Origin of the sequence: Nonomuraea sp. NPDC049421, assembly GCF_040677005.1 — a bacterium.
GTDB lineage: Bacteria > Actinomycetota > Actinomycetes > Streptosporangiales > Streptosporangiaceae > Nonomuraea > Nonomuraea salmonea.
Window position 1 is genome coordinate 26,261 of sequence record NZ_JBFAQA010000042.1, and the last position, 13,057, is coordinate 39,317.

The 13,057-nt window shown below is 69.1% G+C and carries 15 protein-coding genes and 1 pseudogene; 9 read left to right on the top strand and 7 right to left on the bottom strand.

The features are described 5' to 3' along the window. Window positions 1-66: 66 nt before the first annotated feature. Window positions 67-789, bottom strand: coding sequence for a hypothetical protein (locus tag AB0K18_RS45275; protein WP_364927777.1), 723 nt, complete (start codon window positions 787-789; stop codon window positions 67-69). On the opposite strand from AB0K18_RS45275, the pseudogene AB0K18_RS45280 reads away from it, so the two are divergent. Then, window positions 779-1,279: pseudogene (locus AB0K18_RS45280) on the top strand (TetR/AcrR family transcriptional regulator); the annotation flags it as partial. The gene AB0K18_RS45275 and the pseudogene AB0K18_RS45280 sit on opposite strands and share 11 nt — an antisense overlap. A 224-nt stretch (window positions 1,280-1,503) precedes the next feature. On the opposite strand, the gene AB0K18_RS45285 reads toward AB0K18_RS45280, so the two are convergent. The 3 genes from AB0K18_RS45285 to AB0K18_RS45295 are packed head-to-tail and all read right to left on the bottom strand — an operon-like array spanning window position 1,504 to window position 3,208. Further along, a complete protein-coding gene (locus AB0K18_RS45285; protein ID WP_364927779.1) occupies window positions 1,504-2,208 on the bottom strand; it encodes an SDR family oxidoreductase in 705 nt (234 codons plus the stop codon). Beyond that, the gene (locus tag AB0K18_RS45290) at window positions 2,205-2,750 is read right to left on the bottom strand and encodes a hemerythrin domain-containing protein (protein ID WP_364927782.1); all 546 of its coding nucleotides are present in this window, start codon (window positions 2,748-2,750) and stop codon (window positions 2,205-2,207) included. Before AB0K18_RS45290 ends, AB0K18_RS45285 begins: the two co-directional genes overlap by 4 nt. Then, window positions 2,747-3,208, bottom strand: coding sequence for a carboxymuconolactone decarboxylase family protein (locus tag AB0K18_RS45295; RefSeq protein WP_364927785.1), 462 nt, complete (start codon window positions 3,206-3,208; stop codon window positions 2,747-2,749). The genes AB0K18_RS45290 and AB0K18_RS45295 overlap by 4 nt, the downstream gene beginning before the upstream one ends. A 254-nt stretch (window positions 3,209-3,462) precedes the next feature. Between AB0K18_RS45295 and AB0K18_RS45300 the strand changes: the two genes are divergently transcribed. From AB0K18_RS45300 to AB0K18_RS45315, 4 genes are all read left to right on the top strand, one after another. Beyond that, window positions 3,463-3,672: a hypothetical protein gene (locus tag AB0K18_RS45300; protein ID WP_364927787.1), complete on the top strand. Its 210-nt coding sequence runs from the start codon at window positions 3,463-3,465 to the stop codon at window positions 3,670-3,672. A 91-nt stretch (window positions 3,673-3,763) separates the two neighbouring features. Continuing rightward, window positions 3,764-4,666 carry a LysR family transcriptional regulator gene (locus AB0K18_RS45305; RefSeq protein ID WP_364927790.1) on the top strand — a complete coding sequence of 301 codons (903 nt, stop codon included), beginning with the start codon at window positions 3,764-3,766 and terminating at the stop codon, window positions 4,664-4,666. Window positions 4,667-5,212: 546 nt separating this feature from the next. Continuing rightward, a complete protein-coding gene (locus tag AB0K18_RS45310) occupies window positions 5,213-5,659 on the top strand; it encodes a hypothetical protein (RefSeq protein WP_364927792.1) in 447 nt (148 codons plus the stop codon). Between the two features lie 434 nt (window positions 5,660-6,093). Beyond that, window positions 6,094-7,521: a cytochrome P450 gene (locus AB0K18_RS45315; RefSeq protein ID WP_364927892.1), complete on the top strand. Its 1,428-nt coding sequence runs from the start codon at window positions 6,094-6,096 to the stop codon at window positions 7,519-7,521. A gap of 419 nt (window positions 7,522-7,940) precedes the next feature. Here the strand turns inward: AB0K18_RS45315 and AB0K18_RS45320 are convergent, their stop codons facing one another. Genes AB0K18_RS45320 through AB0K18_RS45330 form a run of 3 tightly spaced genes read right to left on the bottom strand, consistent with a single transcriptional unit; the run spans window position 7,941 to window position 9,668 of the window. Then, window positions 7,941-8,261 (bottom strand): DUF6510 family protein, encoded by a 321-nt coding sequence (locus tag AB0K18_RS45320; RefSeq protein WP_364927794.1) that lies wholly within the window; start codon window positions 8,259-8,261, stop codon window positions 7,941-7,943. Next, the gene (locus AB0K18_RS45325; protein ID WP_364927895.1) at window positions 8,258-9,028 is read right to left on the bottom strand and encodes an FAD-binding oxidoreductase; all 771 of its coding nucleotides are present in this window, start codon (window positions 9,026-9,028) and stop codon (window positions 8,258-8,260) included. The genes AB0K18_RS45320 and AB0K18_RS45325 overlap by 4 nt, the downstream gene beginning before the upstream one ends. A gap of 43 nt (window positions 9,029-9,071) precedes the next feature. Beyond that, complete coding sequence (locus AB0K18_RS45330) at window positions 9,072-9,668, bottom strand: sulfite oxidase-like oxidoreductase (protein ID WP_364927797.1); 597 nt, start codon at window positions 9,666-9,668, stop codon at window positions 9,072-9,074. A gap of 597 nt (window positions 9,669-10,265) precedes the next feature. Here AB0K18_RS45330 and AB0K18_RS45335 point away from each other — a divergent pair. From AB0K18_RS45335 to AB0K18_RS45350, 4 genes are all read left to right on the top strand, one after another. Then, the gene (locus AB0K18_RS45335) at window positions 10,266-10,967 is read left to right on the top strand and encodes an NADP-dependent oxidoreductase (RefSeq protein ID WP_364927800.1); all 702 of its coding nucleotides are present in this window, start codon (window positions 10,266-10,268) and stop codon (window positions 10,965-10,967) included. Window positions 10,968-11,039: 72 nt separating this feature from the next. Continuing rightward, on the top strand, window positions 11,040-11,471 hold the full coding sequence (locus AB0K18_RS45340) for a GNAT family N-acetyltransferase (RefSeq protein ID WP_364927803.1): 432 nt from the start codon (window positions 11,040-11,042) through the stop codon (window positions 11,469-11,471). A 308-nt stretch (window positions 11,472-11,779) separates the two neighbouring features. Beyond that, entirely contained in the window at window positions 11,780-12,229 is a 450-nt protein-coding gene (locus AB0K18_RS45345) for a hypothetical protein (protein WP_364927805.1), read from the top strand. Between the two features lie 26 nt (window positions 12,230-12,255). Further along, window positions 12,256-12,882: a TetR/AcrR family transcriptional regulator gene (locus AB0K18_RS45350; protein ID WP_364927896.1), complete on the top strand. Its 627-nt coding sequence runs from the start codon at window positions 12,256-12,258 to the stop codon at window positions 12,880-12,882. The last annotated feature ends 175 nt before the right edge of the window (window positions 12,883-13,057 follow it).

The window sequence follows — 13,057 nt, forward strand, 5'->3', positions numbered from 1 at the left end:
CCCAGGCGACCGCGACCGGCAGGCGCAGGTGGGTGAGCAGGCGGTCGCCGCTGACGCCCTGGGCGGTCAGGGCGGCGATGATGGCGATGTTGCGGTCGCGGCCGGTGAGCGCGGGGTGGGACCACGCGGCGCCGCCCGCGGCCTGCAGCGCCTCCTCGGCGAAGCCCGGCCCCACGCGGTGGTCGAACGCCGCGGCCACCTCGTGTTCAGGCACGCCGAAGATCCTCGCGTACGCGGTGATGCCCCGCTCCCGCCGCCCGCCCGGAATGTCCGCTTCACCCCGCACGTCGGCGTCCCCAGGCGCGCCGGGCACGACGACCGCGGGTCCGAGGGCGACCAGCTCGTCGAGCACGCGGATCGAGCGCGGGCCGTCCACGTCCGTGTCGTACGGCGGGAAGTGCGGCGCGAGTCGATCTCCGCCTCGCTCTCGTAGACCAGGTCGGGATCGGCCAGCTCCACCCCCTCCAGCTCGGTCGCGACGGCAGGGCTCAGGCCCTTGAACATCTCCACGTAAGCCGTGCCCTTGCGGTGCAGCTCGACCCGCTGGGCGGCGTTGCAGACGATCGTCGCGGTTCCCTTGAACACCTGCGCGCCGAACCCGTGCTCCGGGTGGAAGCGCGTAATCATCAGGTACAGGCGGCGGTCGCCGGGCAGACGGCGGGCCTGCTCCAGGACGTAGGCGCCGTTGCGGGGGCCCATGCCGGTGTCGATGATCAGCGCGGCGTGCGAGCCGATGACGATGCCGACGTTCGGGACGGGCTCGACACGGTTGTCGGGGATGACGTACACGCCTTCGGAGACCTCGATCGGCTCGCCCGCACGATGGGCGGCGGGCTGGTCAGCACATCGGGAAGGTCACCCATATCGGTCGCTGCTGCGGGAGGCGTCGGCGCGGGTCGGCGTCAGCCCCAGCGCCGCCTATCACCACTTCGTCTCGCGCAACGCGCTGGTCCGCGCGCTGTCGGAGCGCACGCTCGCATGGCTCGGCGAGCACCTGCGGGAGCAGTGCGAGCGGGCGCCGGGGCAGGCGGGCGACCGACAGCGGCGGCTGGGCGCACTCGGCGGCGGATACGTGCGGTGGGCGCTCGACGACCCGGCCGTCGCCCGGCTCGTCCTCGGCGCCACCAGCCCGGATTCCTCCATCGTGCCCCACCCGCACGACGTGCTCACCGCGGAGTTCGACCGTCTGGTGGAGGCGGGCGGCCTGCCGGCGGCGGCGCGGGCCGGGGCCGACTTGGTGTACTGGGCAGCGGTCCACGGGCTGGCCGTGCTGCTCGCCGACGGGCTGGTCCACATCGGCGGACCGCGGGAGGTCGCTCGCCAGGCCGAACGGGTGGTCCGCTGGAAGCGGTGGACGAGCGGAACCGTGCAAGCACCGCCGGAGTCGTTGCGACGAGCGATCACGCCGCCGTCACCGTTGACCGATCACCATCCGCGATGTGGGGGCCGGTTTCCCGCCGGCGGCGGGAGCGGCACTGATGAGGATCGGCTGTCTCCTCCGGACTACCACGGGAGGGGACCCTCGTGCTGGACGAAGGCGGCCGTGGGGCCGTCGGAGCCGAGCAGCGCCATGTCCACGATCGGCGCGGCCCCCTCCTCCGGGCTTTTGGTCCCCGCGTTGTCATTGATGTCGGTCCTGACCCAACCCGGGTCAACGGCGTTGACCTTGATCGGGGTGTTCCACAGTTCCTTGGCGTAGGCGATGGTGATCATGTTGAGGGCGGCCTTGGCGGAGGTGTAGGCCAGGTTGAGCATCGGCCAGAGCGGATGCCCCAGGTCCAGGGCGCGGCCGAGCGAGCCGCGCTCGCTGGAGACGTTCACGATGCGCCCCGCCGGCGAGCGGCGCAGCAGCGGCAGCATCGCATTGGTGACCTCGATGACGCCGAACACGTTGGTCTCGTAGACCCTCCTGGCCTCCTCGGCCGTGGTGCCGCTGGGCGGGCCGTCGGGGACGGTGATCCCGGCGTTGTTGATCAGGATGTCGAGCCGGCCGTGCTCCCGCCCGATCCACGCGGCCGCCGCCCGGACGCTGTCCGGCTCGGTGACGTCGAGCCGCACGTACGGCAGGCCGAGCGGCCCGGCGGCCTCCTCGCCCCGTACGGGGTCGCGGGCGCCGAGGATCGCGGTGACGCCGTTCTCGGCGAGGAGCTTGGCGGTGGCGTGGCCGATGCCTCTGGTGGCGCCGGTGATCAGCGCGATGGTGGTCATGGTGTGGTGCTCCAACGTTCGGGGCCGGTCCGCGCCGCGTCGGCGGCGGTCAGCCGGGTGTGGAGATGGGCGAAACGCGCCCACTGGGGTGGGGTGATGGTCTGCCGGAGCAGCGGGAGCGCCGCGTGCTCCTCATGCGCCAGGTGCCCGGTCAGACCCGTGACCAGAGAGTCGGTCAGGTCGCCGAGCGCGCCTGGCCCGGCGTCGGCAAGGGCCTGGCTGGGCGTGGCCACCTGCTCGTCGATCGCCTCGATGAGCAGGTGGAGCGCGGCGTGCTCGGCCTCGATCGCCTCCAGCAGGGCCAGGCCTTCCGGCCGGAGGGCCAGAGCGTGGCGCAGCGGTGGCCACAGCGCCTTGTCCTCGGCGGCGAAGTGCCCGCCCAGCGCGTGTTTGAACGAGCGCCAGCCAGCGGCGGTGCGCAAGACGCGGCGGGGGTTCCGGCCGCCACGGACGGTGAGCCGCGCCAGGGAGGTCATCTCGCCGCGCAACCTGTCGTGCGCGGCGAACATCGCAGCCATGCCCGGCGCGTCGGTCCAGGTCACGTCCAGGTGGCGCCGGCGGGCTCCTTGATGGCGGCATTGAGCCTGTTGAACAGGTTGGTCACGCCGATGAGCAGGAGCAGGGCGGAGATCTGCTTCTCGTCGTAGTGGTCGGCGACCAGGTCCCACAGCTCGTCGTCCACCGCCTCGCCGGAACGGTCCGCCAGCCGGGTGACCGCCTCGGCCAGCTCCAGCGCGGCCCGCTCGGCGTCGCTGAAGAACGGCGCCTCCCGCCAGGCGGCCACGGCGGCGATCCGCTCGACGGTTTCCCCGGCCTTGACCAGGGCCTGGGTGTGGGCGTGCACGCAGGCGCCGCAACCGTTGATCTGGCTGGCCCGCAGGCCCACGAGCTCCTGCACCTCATGGGAGATGCCGCCCTCGTTGACCGCCTTGAAGATCGCGCCGATGCCCTTCATGCCGCCGGGCAGCACGTAGGCGGGGTTGGTCATCCGTGCACGCATAGGTGACTCCTTCCACGGAGGTGATGTTCGGCAGGGTTCGGCACACACCGGCGTGCTTGCAGCCGTGAACGCGGTGCCGGCGGCCGGGGTGGCCGGCACCAACCCTCGTCGAAGGCGCCGATCCGATCAACACAAGCTTCGCGAACCTCCCGATAACGCACGAGTTATGACGGCAGGTGGCGCCGCCGTACGGATGGCGAGCTGAGGCGGGCGCGACCTGGACGGCATCCGCCTACCATGTGACCTGGCGGGGCGTGATGCCCTGGCAGAAGGACGCGGTGACGCTCGCGCGGACGCTGGAGCACGTGCGGCAGCCGCCTACCATCGGGTACGCCTCCCGCACGTACCGGCTGGCCCAGGCCGCCCACCCGATGACCGCGTTCCCGCGCGACGCCGTAGCCTGGGCTCTGCCGACGCCGCTGTACGTGCGCATCATCACCGAGACGATGTCGTGGCGACCCTGACGATCCAGGGTGACCATCAGCTGCTCCGGTGGCACGGCCGGCCGTCAGCGCCGTGCCGGTAACGCGCCCGTCATGACAGGAGAGAGCGCCGGTGGAAGTGCGGGACATCGAGATCTTCCTGACGCTGGCCGAAGAGCTGCACTTCGGCCGCGCGGCCGAACGGCTGCGCGTGTCCCAGGCGCGGATCAGCCAGGCGGTCAGCCAGCAGGAACGACGCTTGGGCGGCGCGTTGTTCGACCGTTCCAACCGCCGGCGCATCCGCCTGACCCCGCTCGGCCGGCAGCTCCGCGACGACCTGACGCCTGTCTATGCCGGCTTGCGTGACAGTCTCGAACGCGCCCGCCTGGCCGCCCAGGGCATCACCGCCGTGCTGCGGGTCGGCATGCTGCCCCTCAACGTGTACGACCTGCGCGTCTACTGGGACACCTTCCGCGCCCGTCATCCCGGCTGGCGGCTGACCATCCGGCACCCGGCCTTCAGCGACCCCTTCGGCGCGCTGCGCAGCGGCGAGGTCGACGTCCTGGTTGCCTGGCTGCCCATCGAGGAACCCGACCTCACCGTCGGCCCGGTCCTCTACGCCGAGCCGCGCGTGCTGGCCGTCGGCGCCGGCCACGAGCTGGCCGGGCGCACGGCGGTGGCGCTGGACGTGGTGAGCGACTTCCAGCACCCCGACGTCGAGTCCAGGCCCGACTACTGGTTCGACAGCTACGTGCCCTCCCACACCCGTAACGGCCGCTCGATCCAGCGCGGTCCCATGGTGCGCAACACCGAGGAGATCCTCAGCCTGACCAGCATCGGCGAGATCGTCACCTGCTTCCCGGCCCACATGGCACGGTACGGGGCTCGGCCTGGCATCGTCTACCTGCCCATCCGGGACCTGGACCCCTTGCCGTACGCCCTGGTCTGGCGCAGCGAGGCCGAGACCGGCCTCATTCGGGCCCTCGCCCGGATCGTCCGCGAGCTGGGGCCTCGCACCAGCACCGGCAGCGCCTGAAGCGGGTCAGCGTCGGTGTGGGCCGTCAAGCCTCACCGAGCTCTTCACGCGGCCCGCGATCTGTCCCGTCTTTCGGACACCAGCTCCATGCCCTCCGACCGGTAGGTGGCGACGGCGGCGACGTTGGAGCTCTCGCAGTACACGGCCATGCTGGACCTGCCGGCCGGGTCGTTCGAGCACGGCCGCGGGGGCTCAGCGGTCGCGCCGCCGGAACACGGGTCGCCGCCATCACCACCCGGCTGTTGTGACGATTCCGGGGTCTTATTACAGTCACGACGTGACCGCGAGCCGTCTGGTGCGAGTGCCATGAGGTCGGGTTGGATCGTAGCTCTCATCTTCGCTGCGGCCATCCTTACCGTGGGGATCCCCATCGGGCTGGCAGGCAGAGATCGCCAACGGGAAGAGCTGAGGCGATCACGCTTGCCCGGCTCTCCGGTGGATACGCAGCCATGTGCCATGAGGCCCGGCCAGCCCTGGCCCCGGCCGTGGGCCACGGACGCGGCGCCGTATGCCGGACCGGGACCGCACCTGGCAGTGGCGGACAGCGTGAGATCCCTCGACGGGCAGGTCCAGGTCGTGTACGGCGACGCCAAGCCTTTGCTGCGAAGGGAATGGCGGCTGCAGGAACCCAGCCAAAGCGACGTCGTCCGGCACAAGGCATACCGCGCCCAGATCCAGCTCGTGGTCTGCGAGCACCTGAAATCGGTGAGTAAGCGCGTGACCTTCTGCGACTACCAGGTCTCCTGGACCATCGGGACTCCCAGCCCTGAAGCGATCCGCCCGTTCTCGATACCGGCAGTCGACGCGAAATACACCTACACCGCCTACGAGGCCCGTACCGGCAGGCTGGTCAAGACTTTCAGGTTGCCCGGCAAAGAGATCCGGTGTCCGCAAAGCCTGCGTGACGATGAGCGGAACGCAGTTGCTCCCCTGAGGCCGGATGAAGACGAACTCGACCGGAGACTACGTCCTCTCATCGAAGACCCCCGGTAGGGACCTCCGAGCCACGGACCATGGTGGAGGAACTGACCTCCTGCGTCACATGATCTTCGTCGCGCCACCCTCCGCACACATCCCGACCGGTGCTCCGCCTGGTGTCCGGGGACTGTACGGTCACCGGCTCTGACCCGTAATCGGTGGTGCATGGCTTTAGATTCAACGAAGTCGCAACACTGCAAGTGGATGGGTGGATCGTGGCTCGGATGGGCCGGCCAGGAACGTCGGACACGATGACCGAAGACTTCGAGTTCATCGAGGGCTGGTACAACCTGCACCGGCTGCACAGCAGCCTGGGTTACCGTACCGCTCCTCACCACAACCACATGATCCGGACCACAAACAGCTCCTAATAGAGGAGATGTCTAGCTCCTATAAGTTTGGGAAACCGGGTTTGACCTTGACGCAACGTCAAGGTCTTAACTGTGGGCATGCGGATCGGAGAGCTGGCCGCGCTGCTGGGGGTCTCGACCCGCACTGTGCGCTACTACCACTACCAGGGCGTTCTGCCTGAAGCGTCCCGCCGTGCCAACGGCTACTCCTCCGCCTGGTACGCCGCACTGGCCACCGATCCTGAGGTGGCGGCCCGCGGCCAGGACTTCTATCGCCGACTCGACGAACTGGCCGAGGCCAAGCCGGATGACTCCCGCTCATCGCCGGTGAAAGGTGCCCACATGACGACCACGACGCCGACCCTGCCGTTCGACCGGCCCGACCCCATGGAGCCGCCTCCGGCCTACGCGCGGCTGCGCGCCAGGACGCCCGTCGCCCGGGTCCTCACCCCGGCCGGGCAACCTGCCTGGCTGGTCACCTCCTACGATGCCGTCACAGCGGTCCTGTCCGACCGCGGGTTCGGGCTGGCGCCACCCGGCACCGATCTCCCCGGCAACGACACGTTGTTCCAGGACGGCGAGGCCCACGCCCGGCTCCGTCGCCTGGTGTCGAAGACCTTCAGCCCTCGCAGTCTTGCCGCACTGCGCGGGCGCATCGAGCAGCTGACCGCCGGCTATGTGTCGGCGGTCGCCGGTGGCGGCCCGCCCGCCGACCTTGTCGCCGAACTCGCCACCCCGCTGTCGATCACCGTGATCAGCGAGCTGCTCGGCGTGAGGATCGACGAGCGCGAGCGATTCCGCGACCTGGCCGACGCCGCGAGCGCCGCGGACTTCGTCTTCGGCGCGGAAGAAGACATGGCCGCGGCCGCACAGGCGTGGGACGCGCTCGGCGGTTACGCCGCTGGACTGGTCGCAGCCAAACGCAAGGAACCCGGTGACGACCTGCTCAGCGGCCTGATCGCGGTACGCGACACCGACGACGGGCGGCTCAGCGACACCGAGCTCATAGCCATGACCACCACGATCGTCTCCGCAGGCTATCTGTCGGCCAGGAACGCCATCTCCGTCGGCACGATCCGGCTCCTTACTGAAGGGCGACTCGCCACGCTGGCGACCGCCGGCTCTGACCAGGCCGACGCGACCGTGGCGGAAGTCCTGCGCATGCAGGCCGGACTGACCGGCGAACCGTTTCCCCGCTATGCCCAGCATGATCTCGAGCTGGCCGGCGTCCCGATCAGCGCCGGCGACCTGGTCCTCGTCCGGCTCGAAGCCGCCAACCGAGACCCCAGGCGCTTCCCCGAACCCGACCGGTTTCTGCCCGGACGAAAGTCCAGCCCGCCCTTGGTGTTCGGTCACGGGCTCCACTATTGCCTGGGCGCACCGTTGGCACGCCTGGAGGTCGGCACCGCTCTCAGCGCACTCGCCCGTCAACTGCCTGACCTTCAGCTTCAGGACCCGGTCCACCACATCGAATGGACCCGCAACGCGGTCGACATCGGACCCGTAACGCTCCGCGTCACCTGGTGAATCCGGCGACAAACCTACGCCTGGAAACAACCCGGCGTAGGCGATGGAGGACGAAGAAGCAGCCAGGCGCCGGATACCGTCGCTTCTTCGGCTTCTTCCCTTGTTGTGCCGGTGATCTGCCGCGCTTGATGTCGCTGTTCCCGCCGTGCTTCTGTCCTGGTGGTTCGTACGGCGATGATCGGGAGGGTCATGACGCCGCGCGCGGTCAGCAGGAGCAGCCAGGCTCGGCGTTCGATGCCGGGGCGGCCTGCAGCGCCTCCTGGAGCAGGACTGCCCGGCCAGGTTCACGGTGCACGCCGCGGAAGCCGCGCTGCCGCTCGGCCAGAACCTGGCACGGTCCGGCATCGAGATCACTTGGCCCGGGCAGTGGGACCACGTCCTGACGTGCACACGCTGCGTCGGCCGCCCGGCGGTCACGGTCAGGCGGGGCCTGGAGCGGGCAGAAACAACCATGAGCTGGAGCCCGACAGGTCGAGCCACGTGCCCTGCGGCGTCCTGGCCAGGCGGGCGACCATCGCCTCACACTGGCGACAGCGCAGCACAGTCCCCGGTCCGCCCATGTATGCCATCAGTTGCCCGAATGCTTGTGTGGCGCCGCAGCCACCGCAGCGGACCGTGACGGTGGTCGGGTCGCCGGCGAGGATCCCGGCGAAATCGCCGGCAGCGGCGTTGCCGTCCAGGACCGCGCCCGACTCGGTGCCGCCATCGGGCGTTGCCGAGGGCGAGAGATCTGAGGTCATCGATCGACTCCTGTCGGTCCGAATCGTTCCGTGCGTATGCGATCGTCGGGGTATCCCGCCTTGTGGAGCAGCCCTGCGGCGTGGTCGACGAAGCCGGAGGAGCCGCACACGTAGACCCGGGCCGCCAAGGGCTCCGGCCACGCGGAGGGAGGTCTGATGTCCTCGATCGCGAGGTGCGAGGCCGGACGGGGGTGCCCGTGGGGAACCTTGCGCGTGTAGACGAGGCGCACTTCGGCGGACCCTGGCGCGGACAGATCGGCCGACATCTCTTCCAGCTCGGGCCCGTACATGAGGTCACGGGGGCCACGAAGCGAATACACGAGCATCGTCGGCGTCGAATCCCCTGCTCGCTTCCGGGCTCGCAGCATGGTGACCAGCGGCACCACCCCTGAACCGCCGGCGATCAGGAGCACCGGGCCGTCCCCGATGGACGGGTCCCCCGGCTCCCAGACGAACCATCCGCCGATGGGCCCGCGCACGTCGAGCTCGTCGCCGAGCTCCATGCTCTCCACCAGGTACGGCGAGACCTCGCCGTGGAGCAGGAGGTCGACGGTGATGGCGACGCGGTCGGCGGTGGCGGGCTCCGCCAGCGAGTAGCTCCGTTGGGCCGAGTAGCCGTCCGCGGCTGTGAGACGTATGTCCACGTGCTGACCGGGCAGATGTCCGGTCCAGCCGGGGACGTCCAGAACGAGTGTCCGGGAATGCCAGGACTGCGGGTGCAGACCGACGAGCGTTGCCTTGCGCCAGGGATTCCTTGCCGGCGGAATCTCCTCCGGGGAGCCGTCGGCCCGGCCCCCGGTTGACTTCGTGTCAGTCACCGGCGTAGCGCTCCTCGCGCCAGGGGTTCCCGTAGTGGTGATAGCCGAAGCCTTCCCAGAAGCCCGGCTCATCGGTGCGCTGCATCGTGATGCCCTTCACCCACTTGGCGGACTTCCAGAAGTACAGATGCGGCACCAGCAGCCTCGCCGGACCACCGTGCTCGGCGTGCAGCGGCTCTCCCTCGTACTCGTACACGATCCAGGCCTTGCCCCCGAGAAGGTCCTCCAAGGGGAGGTTCGTGGTGTAGCCCCCGTACGAATGCACCATCGCGTACTCGTCGTCGGTCTCGATCTCCTCGAAGAAGGTGTCGAGTGCCACGCCCCGCCAGTGGGTCCCGAGCTTCGTCCACCGGGTCACGCAGTGGATGTCGACGTCGATCTCCTCGGAGGGCAAGGCCATCATCTCGTTCCAGCTCCACCGCCTCGGCTTGCCGCTCTCCGGCGTGATGGTGAAGCTCCACACCTCGGTCGAGATCAGCTGTGTCGGCCCAGCCGTCAGCACGGGGAATCCGTGAGTCAGATGCTGACCGGGCGGTAGATCGACGGCACGCGGATCGTGACGGCCGAAGAAGCCACGGGAGATTGTCACCCTGTGCTCTCTTCCAGACTCAACGGTCTCTGGTGGTGGGCGTCCCACGAGTGGAGCCGACGACGACAGCGACCTCAACAATGGACGATTTAGTCCAAGCTAAGGTCCTGCCGCAGCCGGTGTCAACGTGCACGCAGTCCGTCGCGCGCATCACGCTCTTCCAGGAACCCGCTCCGCGTCCGTCGACCGGCGGTCTCCGGCCAGCACTGTGCGCGGTCACGGATGCCGCAGACGGCAGGCCTCGCCCGCACCTCGCGCCGCAGGCTCCTCACCGCGGGACGGCACCTCTCATCCCCAGGCCGAAGCCGTGAACCCGTCGATCACGCACAGATCCGGCTGTGGGGCGGAGACGGCTAAAGGTTGATCATGTGGCCGCGCGCCATACGTGACGCCGGCCCACGGCGGGGATCTCTCTCGATGCACCGGGAACGGCAGCCGGAGCTTCCGCGGCGCCTGGCCTCGGAGCCGGCGCGGCGGGCTGCGTTCCCCGTCGCAGATCGTCTGCTCGGCCGGGTAAGACGAGGACGTCTGGCGTCACCAAGGGGAAGAGCCGCCGTTTCGGGTCGGCGAGCGACTGATGCGGAGAGGCGCGTACCGATGAAGGCCCATGTGGTGACGGATGAGGCGGCGAGAACGGCCGGGATGACGCTGGCGGGGCGGCCCGAACCGGAGGCGACGGGGAACGACGTGCTGGTCGAGGTCCACGCGTCGGGATTCACCCCCGGTGAGCTGACCTGGCCGGGAACCTGGACCGATCGCCTCGGCCGGAACCGCACGCCGTCGATCCCCGGCCACGAGGTGGCCGGTGTGGTCACCACGCTCGGATATGGCACGAGAGGGCTGTCGGTGGGGCAGCGTGTGTTCGGGCTCGCAGAATGGACTCGTGACGGCACCCTGGCCGAGTCCGTGGCCGTCGAGGCGCGTAACCTCGCGCCGCTGCCGGGCGACGTCGACTTCACGATGGGAGCGAGCCTGCCGATCTCGGGCCTGACCGCGTGGCAGGGACTGTTCGTGCACGGCCGTTTCGCGGTGGGGCAGAGCCTTCTCGTGCATGGTGCGGCCGGTGGATTCGGTTCGACGGTGACTCAATTCTCCAAGGAGGCCGGCGCCTACGTCATCGGCACCGGACGCGCCGCCGACCGTCAGGCGGCGCTCGACTTCGGCGCGCAGGAAATGCGGGTCCGGGACGGCCGGCTGCGCACGGACATCGGCAACGTGGCGACCCTCGAGAATGCCGTAGCCGCCTTCAACCCGACTGAGCGGATCAAGGGAAAGACGATCATTCGCGTGCGTCCCTGATGGATTCGGCACACCCAAGAACCCGCATGAGCGGCCCCGACCGGCGAACGAGTAACCACGAATGAGCATCCCATGACCGACCCAACCCCAACCCCCTACGCCTCCGAGTACCCCGAGGGCAAGAACACACCCAGTGAGGACCAGAGCGTCGTCGTGGACGAGGTGATCGACGATCCCCATGCTCCCGCGTTCGACTTCACAGTCCTCAAGGACGAGAAAGCCGGCATCTACGAGGCCGTCCTCGGCGACCGCGAGATCGCCGGGCTGCCCTACAACGTCGCCGGCGACGACCGGCTCGTACTGCTGGCGACCTCGGTGATCCCCGAGTACCGCAGGCAGGGCATCGGCACCGAGCTCATCAGACGCGTCCTCGACGACGTGCGCACGCAGGGCAAGACGGTCACCATCATGTGTCCGGTCGTACGCGCCTTCATCGATCGCAACCCCGAGTACACCGGCCTCGTCGACCCCGAGCACCCCGGAGTGGCCGCAGGCCGCCGATGACCTTGGCTGCTCCGGGCCGTCGGCGGACAGCGGCGTAGAGGCGAGGTCGTGAGTAGGGCTGCGGACCGGGTCGACCTCACCGTGACCATCACCGCCGTTCCTACGCTCCTCAGCAACAGCCACAGGCACGCGCGATCGCTGCCACGAACGCTGACGCTCGCCGAGCGGTGGTCGGCGGCGCATCTCGACAGCGTCCGCCAACGGTGCTGAGGCTGCGTGCACCTGCACTCGCACAAACCTGTTTTGGACTATTTAGTCCCATCTCCTGGTAGAGTACGTGAGCGATTTCGACCGGGCGGGAGGGATTGATGACGACACACTTCGCGGAGGTCTTGGCCCGCGAGAGCGCTTCTCTGTCTCGCGTCACAGACCGGGCACAGCTGGCCGGCTGGCGTCGCCGCGTCGTCAAGGAGCTCATGACCCCACAATCACCGTACGCGTTGGCGCTGCGGCAATCGGGGGACGTTCCCGGGCGGGCCGATCTGCTCGATCGCTGGTGCGAGCTCATCGCGCAGACGTTGGACCGGTTGCTCCAGTCCGGCGCCGCAGGGGACTCGCCGTGCCCTTCCGCGCACAGCTCGAGAGCGGACATCGACGTCCGGAAAACCGCCGTCCTGGTCCTCGCGGCGCTTCATGGAGGCAGCACCCTGAGCCAGATCGCACGAGACCCTTGGCCGCTCAACGTCGCGCTCGACATCGCACTCGCGCCTTTTGCCGGAGCCGAGGATGACGGCCCTTCGGGGACGGGGAACGCGTAGTCCGATATCAGTAACATGACTACGTGATGACGACCGCTGACTCGCACACTGGCAGACGCCTGACGGCTCGCGGCGCAAAGACGCGGGCAAGGATCGTCGCCGCAGCGGCCGAGCTGATGTACGTCAAAGGAGTCGGGGACACCACGCTCGACGACGTGCTCGCGGCAAGTGGAGTGAGCAAGTCGCAGCTGTACCACCACTTCGACGGCAAGGAATCGCTCGTGCGAGCCGTCATCGATCACGTGGGAGAACGCGTCATCCAGCGTGAGCGCGATGCCCTCGGTCATGTCTCGACGATCCCGGGCCTGCGACGCTGGCGGGATGCGTTGGTACAGAGCAACGCCCTACGGCATGGCGCCTATGGCTGTGCGCTCGGCACGCTGGCCTCCGAGGTCTCCGATCAGGACGAGCTGGCACGCCGGGCCTTGGTCCGACTTTTCAGCGAATGGCAGGAACTCCTGGCAGGCGTGTTGCGCAGGCTTCAGGACAAGGGCTCACTTCCGGCCGAGGCGCCGATCGACCAGCTCGCGACCGGGCTCATCGCCGCTCTCCAAGGCGGATACATGCTGGCCCAAACCGCGCGCGACGTCACACCGATGGCGACCTCCGTCGACATGGCGCTGGCGTACATCGAGAGCCTGTCCGCCGATTGAGCCCACGTCGGCGGCACCCAGTTCGGCCCCGGCCGGCGATCATCGTGCGAGGAGACGTCGGACGCCGTCGTCGGGCTGACCAGTCGTCCAGCCCGTCCGGGTCATAGGAGTGGTCCAGCGATATCCCGGACCGGAGCTTGTGGAGGTCCGCCCGCCCCATCCGCAGCACCTCAAG

Bases quoted from the DNA above. Each gene is read 5' to 3' on its own strand.
- AB0K18_RS45285 (WP_364927779.1), bottom strand. From the start codon at position 2,208: ATGACCACCATCGCGCTGATCACCGGCGCCACCAGAGGCATCGGCCAC.
- AB0K18_RS45295 (WP_364927785.1), bottom strand. From the start codon at position 3,208: ATGCGTGCACGGATGACCAACCCCGCCTACGTGCTGCCCGGCGGCATG.
- AB0K18_RS45315 (WP_364927892.1), top strand. From the start codon at position 6,094: ATGCGGATCGGAGAGCTGGCCGCGCTGCTGGGGGTCTCGACCCGCACT.
- AB0K18_RS45320 (WP_364927794.1), bottom strand. From the start codon at position 8,261: ATGACCTCAGATCTCTCGCCCTCGGCAACGCCCGATGGCGGCACCGAG.
- AB0K18_RS45335 (WP_364927800.1), top strand. From the start codon at position 10,266: ATGAAGGCCCATGTGGTGACGGATGAGGCGGCGAGAACGGCCGGGATG.
- AB0K18_RS45340 (WP_364927803.1), top strand. From the start codon at position 11,040: ATGACCGACCCAACCCCAACCCCCTACGCCTCCGAGTACCCCGAGGGC.
- AB0K18_RS45345 (WP_364927805.1), top strand. From the start codon at position 11,780: ATGACGACACACTTCGCGGAGGTCTTGGCCCGCGAGAGCGCTTCTCTG.
- AB0K18_RS45350 (WP_364927896.1), top strand. From the start codon at position 12,256: ATGACGACCGCTGACTCGCACACTGGCAGACGCCTGACGGCTCGCGGC.